Source organism: Devosia psychrophila, assembly GCF_000971275.1.
GTDB lineage: Bacteria > Pseudomonadota > Alphaproteobacteria > Rhizobiales > Devosiaceae > Devosia > Devosia psychrophila.
The window spans coordinates 18,852-34,158 of record NZ_LAPV01000122.1; the positions used below are offsets into that span (position 1 = coordinate 18,852).

General features: G+C 61.7%; 15 protein-coding genes. 8 read left to right on the forward strand and 7 right to left on the reverse strand.

From position 1 onward, the window contains the following. Nucleotides 1-5: 5 nt before the first annotated feature. The 5 genes from hydA to aptA all read right to left on the reverse strand — a co-directional run bounded on the left by hydA (nt 6) and on the right by aptA (nt 6,252). Nucleotides 6-1,457 (reverse strand): dihydropyrimidinase, encoded by a 1,452-nt coding sequence (gene hydA, locus WH91_RS10820; protein ID WP_046171029.1) that lies wholly within the window; start codon nt 1,455-1,457, stop codon nt 6-8. 18 nt (nt 1,458-1,475) lie between these two features. Then, entirely contained in the window at nt 1,476-1,961 is a 486-nt protein-coding gene (locus WH91_RS10825) for an endonuclease domain-containing protein (RefSeq protein ID WP_082102111.1), read from the reverse strand. Nucleotides 1,962-2,100: 139 nt separating this feature from the next. Beyond that, the gene (locus WH91_RS10830) at nt 2,101-3,351 is read right to left on the reverse strand and encodes a Zn-dependent hydrolase (RefSeq protein ID WP_046171030.1); all 1,251 of its coding nucleotides are present in this window, start codon (nt 3,349-3,351) and stop codon (nt 2,101-2,103) included. A gap of 12 nt (nt 3,352-3,363) precedes the next feature. Then, nucleotides 3,364-4,857, reverse strand: coding sequence for a CoA-acylating methylmalonate-semialdehyde dehydrogenase (locus WH91_RS10835; RefSeq protein WP_046171031.1), 1,494 nt, complete (start codon nt 4,855-4,857; stop codon nt 3,364-3,366). 66 nt (nt 4,858-4,923) lie between these two features. Further along, nucleotides 4,924-6,252, reverse strand: a complete 1,329-nt coding sequence (gene aptA, locus WH91_RS10840) for an omega-aminotransferase AptA (RefSeq protein WP_483088809.1) — start codon at nt 6,250-6,252, stop codon at nt 4,924-4,926. A gap of 126 nt (nt 6,253-6,378) precedes the next feature. Between aptA and WH91_RS10845 the strand changes: the two genes are divergently transcribed. From WH91_RS10845 to WH91_RS10880, 8 genes are all read left to right on the forward strand, one after another. Next, nucleotides 6,379-7,098 carry a TetR family transcriptional regulator C-terminal domain-containing protein gene (locus WH91_RS10845; protein ID WP_082102112.1) on the forward strand — a complete coding sequence of 240 codons (720 nt, stop codon included), beginning with the start codon at nt 6,379-6,381 and terminating at the stop codon, nt 7,096-7,098. 76 nt (nt 7,099-7,174) lie between these two features. Then, nucleotides 7,175-7,777, forward strand: coding sequence for a dihydrofolate reductase family protein (locus WH91_RS10850; RefSeq protein ID WP_046171032.1), 603 nt, complete (start codon nt 7,175-7,177; stop codon nt 7,775-7,777). A 147-nt stretch (nt 7,778-7,924) separates the two neighbouring features. Further along, complete coding sequence (locus WH91_RS10855; protein WP_052952753.1) at nt 7,925-8,353, forward strand: DoxX family membrane protein; 429 nt, start codon at nt 7,925-7,927, stop codon at nt 8,351-8,353. A 406-nt stretch (nt 8,354-8,759) separates the two neighbouring features. Beyond that, nucleotides 8,760-9,092: a septal ring lytic transglycosylase RlpA family protein gene (locus WH91_RS10860; RefSeq protein WP_244542296.1), complete on the forward strand. Its 333-nt coding sequence runs from the start codon at nt 8,760-8,762 to the stop codon at nt 9,090-9,092. Between the two features lie 204 nt (nt 9,093-9,296). Next, complete coding sequence (locus WH91_RS10865; RefSeq protein WP_046171034.1) at nt 9,297-10,469, forward strand: MFS transporter; 1,173 nt, start codon at nt 9,297-9,299, stop codon at nt 10,467-10,469. Next, nucleotides 10,466-11,656, forward strand: a complete 1,191-nt coding sequence (locus tag WH91_RS10870) for an MFS transporter (RefSeq protein WP_046171035.1) — start codon at nt 10,466-10,468, stop codon at nt 11,654-11,656. The genes WH91_RS10865 and WH91_RS10870 overlap by 4 nt, the downstream gene beginning before the upstream one ends. Then, on the forward strand, nt 11,649-12,110 hold the full coding sequence (locus tag WH91_RS10875) for an MmcB family DNA repair protein (protein WP_082102113.1): 462 nt from the start codon (nt 11,649-11,651) through the stop codon (nt 12,108-12,110). Before WH91_RS10870 ends, WH91_RS10875 begins: the two co-directional genes overlap by 8 nt. Further along, nucleotides 12,107-13,267, forward strand: a complete 1,161-nt coding sequence (locus WH91_RS10880) for an MFS transporter (protein WP_052952754.1) — start codon at nt 12,107-12,109, stop codon at nt 13,265-13,267. The genes WH91_RS10875 and WH91_RS10880 overlap by 4 nt, the downstream gene beginning before the upstream one ends. On the opposite strand, the gene WH91_RS10885 is transcribed toward WH91_RS10880, so the two are convergent. Beyond that, entirely contained in the window at nt 13,239-14,075 is an 837-nt protein-coding gene (locus tag WH91_RS10885) for a sugar phosphate isomerase/epimerase family protein (RefSeq protein WP_425285329.1), read from the reverse strand. The genes WH91_RS10880 and WH91_RS10885 overlap by 29 nt on opposite strands. Continuing rightward, on the reverse strand, nt 14,068-15,231 hold the full coding sequence (locus tag WH91_RS10890) for a dihydrodipicolinate synthase family protein (protein WP_046171037.1): 1,164 nt from the start codon (nt 15,229-15,231) through the stop codon (nt 14,068-14,070). Before WH91_RS10890 ends, WH91_RS10885 begins: the two co-directional genes overlap by 8 nt. Nucleotides 15,232-15,307: the final 76 nt, after the last annotated feature.

A 15,307-nucleotide genomic window follows, 5' to 3' on the forward strand; every position in this document is an offset into this window, starting at 1 on the left:
ATCGATCAAACTCCCGAGGCCGGGATGCCCGACCGTTCTACCTTGCGCGGCGCCACGATGTCTTTCCACTGGCTAAGGGCCCGGTTCACAGGGTTTTTCGCCTCGCGGCCGACAAACTTGCCATGGCCCGGCTCGGCATCGATGGAACTCTCGGTGACCGAGACCTTGCCGCGGCTCAAGACGAAGCGCGGCAGGCCGGTGACCTCGAAGCCTTCGAACACATTATAGTCGATGACCGACTGCTGGCCCTGGGCCGAAATGCTCTTCTTGCGCGCCGGGTCCCAGACCACGAGGTCCGCATCGGCGCCAACCAGCACGGCGCCTTTTTTGGGATAGAGGCCCAGGATCTTGGCGATGTTGGTCGAGGTGACGGCGACAAATTCGTTCATCGTCAGGCGGCCAGTATTGACGCCGGCGGTCCACAGCACGGGCAGGCGATCTTCGAGCCCGCCCGTGCCGTTGGGGATCTTGGAGAAGTTGCCGATGCCGTTACGCTTCTGCGCGGTGGTGAAGGCGCAATGATCGGTCGCGACACAGGACAGCGAGCCCGACTGCAGGCCCGCCCACAGCGAATCCTGATGCTGCTTGTTGCGGAACGGCGGCGACATCACGCGACGGGCGGCATGGTCCCAGTCGGCGTTGAAATATTCGCTCTCGTCCAGCGTCAGATGCTGCACCAGCGGTTCGCCATAAACCCGCATGCCCTTTTGGCGGGCCCGACGGATGGCCTCGTGCGCCTGCTCGGAGGAGACATGCACCACATACAATGGTACGCCGGCCATGTCGGCGATCATGATGGCGCGATTGGTCGCCTCGCCCTCAACTTCGGGCGGGCGGGAATAAGCGTGACCCTCGGGTCCATTATTGCCCTCGGCCAGCAGCTTGGCCGTCATCGCGGCGACGATGTCGCCATTTTCGGCATGCACCAGCGGCAGCGCGCCGAGGTCGGCACAGCGCGAGAACGACGAGAACATCTCGTCGTCATTGACCATCAGGCTGCCCTTGTAGGCCATGAAATGCTTGAAGCTGGTAATGCCGCGATCGACCACTTCGGCCATCTCGCGCCACACCTGCTCGCTCCACCAGGTGATCGCCATGTGGAAAGAATAGTCGGCCGAGGCCTTGCCGGTCTTGTTGTCCCACATCGAAAGGGCTTCGAGCAGGCTCTGGTTCGGACTGGGCAGGCAGAAGTCTACCACCATCGTGGTGCCACCGGCGAGGCCCGCGCGCGTGCCGGATTCGAAATCGTCGGCCGAATAGGTGCCCATGAACGGCATTTCGAGATGAGTATGCGGATCGACACCCCCCGGCATAACGTAACAGCCCGTCGCGTCGAGCACCTCGTCACCACTCAGGTTCTGCCCGATCTCGACGATGACATCGCCCTCGATCAACACATCCGCCTTGTAGGTGAGATCGGCGGTGACGATCGTGCCGTTCTTGATGACTTTGCTCATGTGCCTTATCCCAATTCTTCAATGTGCGCGGGGTATCTCGCCGCTGTAGATTTCGCTGATCGGCAAAGCAATGGATCGTGATAACGCCACTCGTTGCGATGACGCGGTTGCCCGTATGCCTCTTATTCCTCGCCCCATCGGGGAGAGGGTGGCCGGAGCGAAGCGGAGGTCGGGTGAGGGGGCGGCATCGATGACACTCAGGATGGCGCACGCGGCCTCATCGCGATTTTCGATGATCTCGTTGTTCCAGAAGCGCAACACTGCATAGCCCTGCGCGTTGAGGTAGGCCGTCCGAACTGCGTCACTCCTGCCGATTGAATGCTGGCCACCATCGGCTTCGACAACCAGTCCGACCTCACGGCAGACAAAATCGACAATGTATGGCCCGATAGGGAATTGCCGGACAAATTTTTGTCCGGCCAAGCTGCGATTGCGCAAAATGTACCAGAGCCGATTTTCGGCAATGGTCGCGTTCCTGCGCAACTGGCGGGGTCGGGTATTCACCAGCTATCCCCCTCATCCGGCGCTTCGCGCCACCTTCTCCCCGATGGGGAGAAGAATAGATCCTGCGATCGCCTAGAACTTTCTCCAACGGATAGAAGGTTGCTCAGCAGCAAGGGAAAAGACATAAGCGGGATGCCGATCACTCCACAATCTCCGCCGTTTCGAGCACGGCGTGGAACAGCACGTCGGCGCCTGCCGCGGCCCACTCTTTCGAAATCTCTTCCGCCTCGTTATGGCTCAAGCCGCCCACGCACGGGCACATGATCATGGTGCTTGGCGCGATGCGGTTGGTCCAGCAGGCGTCGTGGCCGGCGCCCGAAATGATGTCCATGTGGCTGTAGCCGAGCTTTTCGGCGGCGGAGCGCACGCGGGATACCAGCGTTGGATCAAACGCGACCGGATCGAAATGGCCGACGGCTTCCATGGCGTAGCCGACGCCGAGCTCGGCGCAGATGGCTTGGGCTTTTTCCTCAATCTGCTCGCGCATCGAGGTGAGCTTGTCGAGGCTCGGCGAGCGGATATCGACGGTAAACACCACCGTGCCCGGCAGCACATTGCGCGAATTGGGCGAGAACTTCATCTGGCCAACGCCACCGACCGCGCCCGGCTGGTGCGCCATGGTAATTTCCTGCACCGCCTCGATGATGCGGGCGGTGGCGAGGCCGGCATTGACGCGCATCAGCATCGGCGTCGAGCCGGTATGGGCTTCGCGGCCGGTCAGCGTAAATTCGACCCACCACAGGCCCTGGCCATGGGTGACGACGCCTATTCTCTTGTTCTCGGCCTCAAGGATCGGGCCCTGCTCGATGTGATATTCGAAATAGGCATGCATCTTGCGGGCGCCGACCACTTCATCGCCGCGCCAGCCGATGCGGGCCAGCTCGTCGCCGTAGGTCAGCCCCGCCGGGTCTTTGCGTGAATAGGCGTAGTCCTGCGTGTGGATGCCGGCAAACACGCCCGAGGCCAGCATGGCCGGGGCAAAGCGCGCACCCTCCTCGTTGGCCCAGTTGGTGACGACAATCGGATGCTTGGTCTTGATGCCGAGGTCGTTCATCGAGCGCACCACTTCGAGCGCCGCCAGCACCCCGAGCACGCCGTCATACTTGCCGCCGGTCGGCTGGGTATCGAGATGGCTGCCGACATAGACCGGCAGCGCATCGGGGTCCGTGCCCGGGCGGGTCATGAACATGGTGCCCATCTGGTCGATACCCATGGTGAGGCCCGCATCATCGCACCAGCGCTGAAACAGCCGGCGGCCTTCGCCGTCCTCGTCGGTCAGGGTCTGACGATTATTGCCCCCGGCAATGCCGGGGCCAATCTGCGCCATGTCCATGAGGCTGTCCCAGAGCCGATCGCCATTGATACGAAGGTTTTCTCCTGGGGCAGACATATGGGCTAGTTCCTATTTGACGCTGGGAAACGAGAATTCCGCGCCGCCTTTGATGCCGGCGGGCCAGCGGGTGGTGACCGTCTTGAGGCGGGTGTAGAAGTGGACGCCTTCGGGGCCATAGATGGAGTGGTCGCCGAACAGCGAGCGCTTCCAGCCGCCGAAGGAGTGATAGGCGACCGGCACCGGGATCGGCACGTTGATGCCCACCATGCCGACTTCGATCTTGTCGGCGAATTCGCGGGCGGCGTCGCCGTCGCGGGTGAAGATGGCGGTGCCATTGCCATATTCGTGGTCGTTGATCAGCTTGACCGCCTCGGCAAAGTCATTGGCACGTACTACCGACAGGACCGGGCCAAAGATTTCTTCCTTGTAGATGGTCATCTCCGGCGTGACATTGTCGAACAGCGTGCCGCCGACATAATAGCCGCCTTCATAGCCCTGCAGCGTGAAGCCGCGGCCATCGACCACAAGGTCGGCGCCCTGTTCGACGCCTGAGTCGATGTAGCCGAGGATCTTGTCGCGATGCATCGCGGTGACCACCGGACCCATTTCGGCGTCCTTGTCGGTGGCCGGGCCGATCTTGAGCGATTCGACGCGCGGCTTGAGCTTGGCGACCAGGGCATCGGCGGTTTCCTTGCCCACCGGCACCGCAACCGAAATTGCCATGCAGCGTTCGCCGGCCGAGCCATAGCCGGCACCCATCAAGGCATCGGCGACCTGATCGAGATCGGCGTCGGGCATTATGACCATGTGGTTCTTGGCGCCGCCGAGTGCCTGGACGCGCTTACCGGCCTTGACGCCGCGCTGGTAGACATATTCGGCAATCGGGGTCGAGCCGACGAAGCTCACCGCCTTGATATCGGCATGGTCGAGAATGCCATCGACCATTTCCTTGTCGCCATGCACAATATTGAGAATGCCTTCGGGCAGCCCCGCTTCCATGAACAGGTTCCACGACAGCATCGAGGCGGACGGATCGCGTTCGGAAGGCTTGAGGATGAAAGCATTGCCGCAGGCGATGGCCGCCGGGTACATCCACATCGGCACCATAGCCGGAAAGTTGAACGGGGTGATACCTGCCACCACGCCGAGCGGCTGGCGGTCGGAATAGGTATCGATACTCGGGCCGACATTGCGGCTGAATTCGCCCTTGAGCAGTTGCGGAATACCGCAGGCGAAATCGACGCAGTCGATGCCGCGCGCCACTTCGCCCAGCGCATCGTCATGCACCTTGCCATGTTCGCGCGAAATCTCGCGAGCGATATCATCGGCATATTGATCGAGCAGCGCCTTGAACTTGAACATGACGCGGGCGCGCTTCATTGGCGGGGTATTGCCCCAGGCAACCTGCGCCTTTTTTGCCGAAGCCACGGCGTCGTTGAGCTCGCTCAGCGTCGACAGCGGCAGCTCGGCGGACACTTCGCCCGTCGCCGGATTGAACACCGGCACGCGACGGCCGGTGGAGACATAGCGCTTGCCGTCAACTGCATTTTCGATGGTCAGCATGAGACCCTCCCCTTCAGGATAGGAACGATAATTCTATTTTCGAAGATATAGAACAATTGTTCCATTTTACTCAAGCGTCTTGAGGATGTCGGCAAGCGTGCCCACGATGTGGTCGATATGGCTTTTTTCAACGATCAGCGGCGGCGACAGCGCGATAATGTCGCCGGTCGTGCGGATCAAAACGCCGGCTTCGAAGGCCTTGAGGAAGGCCGAAAACGCCCGCTTGGTCGGCTGTCCGGCGATCGGCTGCAGCTCGATCGCGCCGACAAGCCCGATGTTGCGCACGTCGATCACATGGGGCAGGCCCTTGAGCGAATGCAGCGCTTCCTCGAAATAGGGCGCCATTTCTGCGCCGCGCGTCAGCAGGCCCTCTTCCTTGTAGGTTTCGAGTGTCGCAAGGCCGGCTGCCGAAGCGATCGGATTGCCGGAATAAGTGTAGCCGTGGAAAAACTCGATGACATGTTCCGGGCCGCCCATGAAGGCGTCGTGGATTTCCGAGCTGACCAGCACCGCGCCCATCGGGATCACGCCATTGGTCAGGCCCTTGGCGGTGACCATGATGTCAGGCGTCACGCCAAAATAGTCGGCGCCGAACGGCGTGCCGAGGCGACCGAAGCCGGTGATGACCTCGTCGAAAATCAGCAGGATGCCGTGCTTCTTGGTGATGTCGCGCAGGCGCTGCAGATAGCCGGCCGGCGGGATCAGCACGCCGGTGGAGCCAGCGACGGGCTCGACGATGACGGCGGCAATGGTCGAGGCATCATGCAGCGTGACGATGCGTTCCAGCTCGTCGGCCAGCTCCACGCCATATTCCGGCAGCCCCTTGGAAAAGGCATTCTTGGCAAGGTTATGGGTATGGGGCATGTGGTCGACGCCGCCGAGCAGCGTGCCGAACATCTTGCGGTTGGTGACAATGCCGCCCACCGAAATGCCGCCGAAATTGACGCCGTGATAGGCGCGTTCGCGACCGATCAGGCGGGAGCGGGCGCCCTCGCCCTTCACCCGGTGATAGGCCAGCGCCACCTTGAGCGCGGTCTCGACCGACTCGGAGCCCGAGTTGGTGAACAGCACATGATTAAGACCGTCGGGGGCGATATCGACGATGCGGTTGGCCAGCTCGAACGCCTTGGGATGGCCCATCTGGAAGGCGGGGGCGTAATCGAGTTCAGCCGCCTGCCTGGCGATCGCTTCGACGATCCTGGGGCGGGCGTGGCCGGCATTGCAACACCACAGGCCGGCCGTGCCGTCCAGCACCTGGCGGCCGTCGCTGGTGGTGTAATGCATGTCCTTGGCCGCGACGAACATGCGCGGGTTTTTCTTGAACTGCCGGTTGGCGGTAAACGGCATCCAGAAGGCGCTCAGATCGTTCGGCACCACGGCATCGGAAATGGACAAGAAAACCTCGCTCCCCTTGATTCTGCGCTGGTTGGTCTTTTGGCTCTTGACGGCGACGCGTTAAGTCCAGAAATTTTGACCAGTTGGAAAAATGTTAGCACTCCCAAACTTTCTAGCAAGGCGAAAATGCCGCCGACCAAAGTGAAAAGTGCCGAAGTCCCGATCGCTGCCACGCGCCAGCATAAGGCCGACGCCAAGGCAGCGGTGCATCCGCCGGCCAAGCCGCGTCCGATCACGCGCATCCAGCGCGAAAAGCAGGACCTCATTCTCGAGGCCGCGCTCGAGGTATTTTCGCTGCATGGCTTCCGTGGTGCGACGATCGACCAGATCGCCGAAGTGGCGGGCATGAGCAAACCCAACTTATTGTATTATTTTCCGCGCAAGGAAGAGATTCATCGCCGTCTGATGGGGGAATTGCTGGTCACCTGGCTGGCGCCGCTGCGCGAAATGGACGAGAACGGCGATCCCTTCTCCGAAATCCGCTCCTATATCCGCCGCAAGCTTGAAATGGCTCGCGACTTCCCGCGTGAAAGCCGGCTGTTTGCCAATGAAATGCTGCAGGGCGCGCCGCGCATCATCGAAATGATCGAGGTCGACCTCAAGAACCTCGTCGACGAAAAGGCGAAGGTTTTGCTGACTTGGATGGACCAAGGCAAGCTGACCCGCACCGATCCCTATCACCTGATTTTTTCGATCTGGGCCACCACCCAGCACTACGCCGATTTCGACGTCCAGGTCCGCGCCGTGCTCGGCCCTGGCCGTGGTGGCGAAGGTCGCTTCGAGGACGCAGCCCGCTATCTGGAACAGTTGTTCATGTTTGGCCTGACACCGAAAACCCGCGCCTGAGCGTTGATCAGCCAGTTGACATCGCTGCCGCGAATCCAAATACTTAAGCGATCGACTAAGTTAATGGAGACCCGTGATGACCCAGCTTGTGAACGCCCATATGATGCTCTCGCTGGACGGGTTTGGCACCGGGCTCAACCAGACGCGGGAACGCCCGTTTGGTACTATCGATCCGCGACAGCTGGGTCGCTGGATGTTTGAGGACGCCGAAAACAATCGTGCCGAGATCGACGCGATCACCGATCATGGTGCTTTCATCATGGGCCGCAATATGTTCGCTGCGCCCGGACCAGATGTGTGGGAAGAGGAATGGAAGGGCTGGTGGGGCCCCAACCCGCCCTATCATGCGCCGGTATTCGTACTGACCCATCACGCCCGACCGTCGATCGAGATGGACGGCGGCACCACATTCCACTTTGTAACCGAAGGCCCGGAAGTGGCGCTGGCCAAAGCTAGGGCGGTTGCCGGCGAGCGAGACGTTGCCATAGCCGGGGGCGTCAGCACGCTGCGGAGTTATCTGAACGCCGGGGCTGTCGATACTCTCCACCTCAAGATTTCGCCCCTGGTGCTTGGCCAAGGCGAGCGGCTGTGGGATGGGCTGGCGGCTCGGCTTGAACCCATTGGCGCACGCGCCACCAAGTTCACCACCCATATGGATTATCGCGTGGTCAACGCCTGACGCGCATTGCTGGCGGCACGAGATGAGTGTGCCGCTAGCCACCGAGCGCGAATAGCCTCTTCAATATCAGTGGCAGTACCTCGAGGGTAACGCGGCAACGAAACCTTTCCGTAGGCATTGCGTCCACGCCCAACATTGAGGTCTTCCATGCCATCCTGGCTCTTCAGCCTACCCGCTCTTGCCGATTTCGCGCTTTTGGTACTCCGCCTGGTCATTGGACTGATGTTCGCCATGTCCGGCTTTTTCAAGCTGACCAATCCCGAGCGACGCCAAAAGATGCGCGCGTCGCTGCAAAAGGCCGGCGTGCCGATTGCGCTGACGCCGATCCTCTCCAGTGTGGAACTGGTGGGCGGCGTGCTTGTCGTGCTGGGTCTGCTGACCACGGTTGGCGCGCTGGCACTGTTGGCAGTCGGCCTTGGCGCGCTGCTCACCACAGGCATTCCCAAGGCCGAAGGGCAGGGCGTGCACAAGCTGGAGAATGTGTTGTACGCGCCCGAGGCCATTCTTGCGGCCGGTCTGCTGGTGCTTTTGGCCATGGGTGCCGGTGGCTGGAGCGTGGACGCTTTATTGCGTTAGCGCTCGATCCAGGTTCCAAGCTGCCATAATCGCGTCACAATTAGCCCATGTGCGCCGCTAAATCGTGGAAATTTTCAGGGGAACCGAAGAAAAACGCACATAAGTTAAGGTTGACGTGGAACCGTGGCATCATGGCCACATCGGGCAAGATGAATCCATAAACCTGCTCAATCCGCCGCCGTACCGAATAGATTTGCGCTGATCATGGATTCATTTACTCAAGTCGGCCTGGATCATTCATCAACAAGGCCAGATTACCGCCAGAAAATCTGCGACATCTGGGCAACAGGCATAAGGCTGAGGGCCCCAATGCGGATATGGGCACATTGTGGCCGATCATGCCCCTTAGATAACAGCTCACATCAATTGAAGTGAGTTTGGTAATTTGATTAGAAAAGCCGTATCCGTGGTCGCAGTTGCTGCAGCCCTATTCTCCTTTTCCACTGTAGCCTATGCCCAATGTGGCGGTGCTTCCTGGTATGGACCTGGCTTTAATGGCAAGCGAGCCGCCTCCGGACAGGTCTTCAACGAAAACGCCATGACGGCAGCCCATCGCTCGCTGCCCTTCGGCACCAAGGTCACCGTGACCGACCAGAATACAGGTAAGCATATCGAGGTCACGATCAACGATCGCGGCCCGTTCCACGGCAAGCGCATTATCGATCTCAGCAAGGCCGCAGCCACAGCTCTCGGCTTCCGCAATCGCGGCACCACCTCTGTCTGTCTCGCTCAAAGCTGATTTATTCGCGACACCTCCTCCCGTTGTCGCCATAGGCCGCCTCACGGGGCGGCCTTTTTTGTTGCTCGATTAGGTTTCTCGATGGCGGCCCGACGGCACAAATGCAACGTTGCAAAATTCAAAGGAAAACGTTTTCACTCGCCCTTTGCGAGCCGCTGATTCTCGCATAGCTTCGCCCGCATTGATTTTGCGAGTAGTGCAGCCATGAAGTTCGGCCTCGACCTCCCTCCCCAGTTCAAAGTGTTCGGCGCCTTCTTTGTTTATTCGTTCTGCATGGGCTCGATGTTTCCCCGCCTGCCCGACATCCAGCGGGCGATGGGCGTCGGCGAGGGCCAACTCGGCTTGGCGCTGATCGGTTCGGCCGTCGGTACGCTGATTTCGCTGACCTTTGCCGGCCGCTTCATCGAGGCCGTGGGCTATCGTCGTGTGCTGCTGACCGCCATTCCCCTGCTCTCGGTATTTTATGCGCTATCGATGTGGGCCCAGGGCCCGCTGATGTTCTTCCTGTTGCTGGTGCCGGTCGGACTGACCATCGGCTGCATCGAGGTCATCATCAATATCGAGGCCGATCGTGTCGAGCATGCTATCGGCCGTCGCATCATGAGCCGCGCGCACGCCTTCTGGAGCCTCGGCTTCTTCGCCGCCGGACTGGTCGGCTCCTTCATCGCGCAGGCCGGCCTGTCGCCGCAGCTGCACCTGATGATCATGATCCCGGTAATTCTGGTCGCTACTATGGTATTGCTTGGCCGCTTCGAGCCGGCGCCGCATCGGACCGGCTCCAGCACCGACGAAACTCCGCATTTCGCCCGCCCGACAAGTACCATCATGATGCTGGTGGCGGTCTGCCTGTCGGCCATGCTGATGGAAGGCGCCGGCATCGACTGGTCGGCTATCTATATGCGCGATATGTTCGACGCGGCACCATTCTGGGCCGGCATCGCGGTGGCGACCGTCGCCGGCTCGCAGGCCTTTGCCCGCTTCTTCGCCGATGGTCTGGTGGATCGCTTCAACCCGGTCGTGGTGGCCCGCGCCCTGCTGAGCGTGCTCGGTATCGGCGTGCTTCTGGTGTTCTTTGCCCCGCTTGCCTGGTCGGCCTATCTGGGCTTCGCGCTGATCGGCATCGGCTCCAGCGCCCTGTTCCCGCTCGCCATGTCGGCTGCCGCACAGCAGACCGACCGCCCCGCCGCCATTAACGTCGCAGCTCTGGCGCAATTCTCTTTCACTGCCTTCCTGCTTGGACCGCCGCTGCTGGGCTACGTCGCGGAGCATTTCGGCATCCAGTGGACCTTCGGTGTCGGCCTGCCGCTGGTTGTGCTGGGCCTCGCCACCACTCACGTGCTGGCGCCCCGTTCGGCCAGCAAGGTCGTCACGTCATGAGGATCGAGCAGCAACACCGGCTTTATGCCTGCTTCTTCCTGTTCGCCCTGTCGACGGGCGCGCTGATGGCGCGGCTGCCCGATATCCAGACCCATCTGCAGGTCAGCGAGAGCCAGCTTGGCTTGACCATGATCGGCATGTCGATCGGTTCGCTGATCTCGCTGACCTTCGGCGCGGCGATTATCGGACAGCTCGGCGTGCGCACCGTCGCCTTCTTCACCGTGCTTGGGCCTTCGCTGCTGTTCGCAACCATTCCCTGGCTTGGCGTGGCGCCGGCGGTTTTTGGCGTGCTGTTCGTGGCTGGCGTTCTAGCCGGGGCCTTGGAAATCAACCTCAATGTCGAGCTGGATCGGCTCGAAATGCACACCGGAAAGCGCTTCATGAACCGCGCCCATGGGTTCTGGAGCGTTGGCTTTTTCGTTACGGCGTTTGCCGGCGCCGGCATTCGTCAATCCGGCCTTTCGGTCGAAGCCCATCTCGGCATCATCGCCGCGATCATCGTGCTGGTCGGCGGCTACATGATTTCCGGCATCAGGCCGGCTCCGGCGCCCAAGCGCACGATCGGCGAAAATACCCATCGCATCGCCTTTCCCAATCTGGGGCTGGTGCCGCTATGCATAATCGGCTTTGCCGCCTTTCTGGTCGAGGGCGCCGGCATCGACTGGTCGGCCATCTATATGCGCGACGTGTTTTCGGCCCAGCCGTTTGTCGGCGGGATGGGCCTGACGCTGTTTGCTTTCTTCATGGCGGTGATGCGCCTGAGCGCCGATCCAGTGGTCGCCCGGTTCGGCCCGCGCAATGTGGCCATGGTGCTGCTGAGCCTAGCGGCCGTCGGCGTGCTGATGGTCGGCTATGCGCCCGCCCCGGAAATCGCGTTGGCCGGTTTTGCCCTGATGGGCATTGGCTGTTCGGCGGTGTATCCACTGGCCGTCTCGGCCGCTGCGCAGCGCACCGACCGTCCCGCCGCCGTCAACGTAGCCGCGCTGGCGCAGGTTAGCTTCGTGGTGTTCTTCATGGCGCCGCCTTTACTCGGCTTCGTCGCCGAATACCTCGGCATCCGCAATTCCTACCTGATCTGCCTGCCGCTGCTAGTGGCGGGGCTTTGGGCCTCGAGCTTTGCGCTGGGCAAGCGCAAAGTTCCGGATGCGCCTGTTCGAACCCCGGAGCCGATTAAGCCTCATGGCTGATCTGGGGCCGATCGTCGATCTGCGCCAATCGCCGACCGCGCTGCGTGTGCAGCGCGGCGTAATGCGGCTGCTGCGCGAGACCTACGACATGGCCTGCTTCGCCGAAGTGACCCTGCGCAGTGGACGGCGCGCCGATGTGCTGGGCGTCGGGCCCAAGGGCGAAATCTGGATCGTCGAGATCAAGTCGAGCCTGATCGACTTCCAGGTCGACAAGAAGTGGCACGAGTATCGCGAATTCTCCGACCGCTTCTTTTTTGCCAAGCCGCCTGAACTGGATGGAGATATTTTTCCCGACACCGAGGGAATGATTGTCGCCGATGGGCATGATGGCGCGATCTTGCGGGACAGTCCGTTGACGCCGATGGCCGGGGCGCGGCGCAAGGCGCTGATGCTGAAACTGGCGCGAATGGGGGCCAACCGTATCCATATGCTGATGGATCCCGGCCCCAAGTGAGTCCCATTCCGGTAACGCGTTGGCGCATCGTCGCGCTGTTCTTCGTGCATGCGCTGTCGCTGGGTGCAATCCAGACGCGTATCCCCGATATCCAGCTGCTTAACGGGCTGAGCGAGGCGCAGCTTGGGCTTGTGCTGATCGGGCAACCGCTCGGCGGGCTGGGCATGTTCCTGTTTTCCAGCCGCATCATCGAGCGCTTCGGGCCACGAAAAACCATTCTCTACATGCTGCCGTTGGTGACTATCAGTGCGGCGCTGATCACCGTGTTGCCCAGCCCGTTCGCGATGTTCGCGCTGCTAGCGGTGAACGGCGTCGGTTTTTCGCTGACCAATATCGCCATCAATGTCGAAGCGGACCGGATCGAGGCGGCTTCGGGCCAGCGCATCATGAACACCTGCCACGGCGCCTGGAGCATCGGGTTCCTGATGACCTCGCTGCTTGGTGCTGCCCTGCGCGGCTTCGATATTTCGCCCGCCGTCCACCTCTGGACGCTGGTGCCGATTTTTGCCGCCTTGACCTGGTTTGTCGTGGCACCGATGCCGCCGACCCCGCCACGGCCCCATACAGGCGAGGTCAAGAACAGGCTGGCCTGGCCGACGCTGGCAACGCTCGGCCTTGTGGCTTTCGGACTGGGCGCCGGACTGACCGAGGGCGCGGCGCGTGCGTGGTCGATCATATTCCTGCGCGACAGTTTCGACGTCGCCGCCTGGATCGAGTCGCTCGCCCTGCCGGCTTTGCTCATCACCATGGCGCTGGGGCGGTTGGTGGCAGATCGCTGGATCGACCGTTTCGGCCCGGTGCCGGTGGCACGCGTGCTCGCCGGCATCGCCATTGCAGGCTTGGTTTTGCTGGTGTTTTCGCCCAATGCCGGCACCGCACTGGCCGGCCTTGGGTTGGTGGGCCTGGGTATCTGCGTGCTCTATCCGCTGATGCTGTCGGCAGCCGCACGGTTGGGTGACCGTCCGGCGAGCCAGAATGTCGCCGCGACGACGCTGATCTTTCAGTTCGTCAACCTGGGTGCGCCGGTGCTGATTGGGGTGGTGGCGCAGGGGCTCGGCATCCGCGTCGCCTTCGCTATGTTGTTGCCACTGCTGGCTTTAACCTGGGCGATGGCGGGCAAATTGTCGCCTAGCACACCGTCGCCACGCGCTGCTTGATCACGGCAAGAACCTCGTCGCCATCGCGTTTCCACCAATTGTCCTGGCTGAAGATTTCAACTTCCTGCGGGCCGAAAAACCCAGCATTTTCAATCATCTGGCGAATACCGGGCAGGTCGATGACCCCGTCGCCCATCATGCCGCGGTCGAGCAGCATGTCCTTGGTCGGGACCAGCCAGTCGCAGATGTGATGCGCGAAAATGCGGTTCATTTTGCCAGCGCGCGCAATGGCTTGAGCCAGTTTCGGATCCCACCAGACGTGGTAGACGTCGATCGCAACGCCGACGGTTTCGCCGAGTTGCTCGCAGATATCGAGCGCCTGGTCCACGGTGTTCACGCAGGCGCGGTCGGCGGCGTACATCGGGTGTAGGGGCTCGATGGCAATCTTGACGCCGGAGGCATTGGCGTGGGGCAACATGGCTGCGATGCCGTCGGTGACCATCTGGCGGGCCCCGGGTAAGTCCTTGGAACTGCCGGGTAATCCGCCAACCACCAGCACCAGGCAATCGGCATTGAGCGCGGCAGCCTGGTCGATGGCGCGCAGATTATCGTCGATCTGGGCCTGTCGTCCGGCGGCCGATTCGGCGGGAAACATGCCGCCGCGGCAGACGCCGCTGACTGTTAACTTGTTGTCACGCACGATGCGGGCGGCTTCGTCCAAACCGATGGCTTCGATCTGGTCGCGCCATGGCGATATCGCAGTGATTCCGGCCCGCAGGCAGCCATCTACCGCCTCCTTGAAGCCCCAGACCTGACGTGTGGTAGCGAGGTTGAGCGAGATCTCGCGGGTTCGCACTGTGTTAGCCATTGTGTACCCTCATCACCGCATTCATGCGCGCCACTGCCAAGTCTGGATCGCCGAGCACCCGCGCCTTGTCGGCGAGCCGGAACAGCTCGCTCAGATGCTGCAGCGAGCGCGTCGATTGCTGGCCGCCGATCATCTGGAAATGGTCCTGCAGACCATTGAGGTAGGCGAGGAACACGACGCCGGTTTTGTAAAAGCGAGTGGGCGCCGCGAAGATATGCCGGCTGAGCGGCACGGTGGGTTCGAGCAGGTCGAAGAACGCTTTGTTGTCGCCGCTGCCGAGTGCCGCGAGACCGGCCGAGGCGGCTGGCGCGATGGCGTCGAAAATGCCGAGCAGGGCGTGGGAATAGCCTTGCTCGTCGCCAGCGATCAGTTCGGCATAGTTGAAATCGTCGCCGGTATACATCTTGACCGATGCGGGAAGCCGCCGGCGCATGGCGATTTCCTTCTCGGCTGAGAGCAGCGAGATCTTGATGCCGTCGACCTTGTCCGCATTGGCGACGATGACGTCGAGGCAGACGTCCATTGCCCGGTCGTGGTCGATATTGCCCCAATACCCTTGCAGGGCCGGATCGAACATTTCGCCGAGCCAGTGCATGATCACCGGCTGTTTGACCTGGTTGAGGATGCGGCCATAGACCTTGGCGTAATCGTCGGCGGATTTCGCCGCCGCAGCGAGAGCGCGCGAGGCCATCAGGATGACGCGGCCGCCCTGAGCCTCGACGAACCCGACCTGGTCTTCATAGGCGGCGATGATGTCGTCGATTGTCACGTCCGGTCCGGGCGCAAGATGATCGGTGCCGGCGCCATAGGCGATCAGTGCATCGTCGCGGGTTCTGGCCTCGGCCTGGGCGCGGCGGATCAGCTCCTGCGCATCGGTCCAGGTGAGACCCATGCCGCGCTGGGCGGTGTCCATTGCTTCGGCGACGCCGAGGCCGAGATCCCAGAGGCGGTGGCGGAATTTAAGGGTCGTGTCCCAGTCGATTGCCGGGGTCAGCCAGGGATCGTTATTGGCCAGCGGATCGGCCACCACATGGGCCGCCGCATAGGCGATGCGATTGAAGTCGCTGGCGCGATGTTTGACGAAGGGGATGGGCTCGCCGGTCAGTGTGTAGGGTGTGATGGATCGGTCGGCGTTGGGTAGGTTGATAATGGGCATGTTCGACTTTCTCAAAAGTCTCAACAGGTTCGATGTCACCCCGGCTCAAGGCCGGGGTGACATCGTGGGTGGGGTG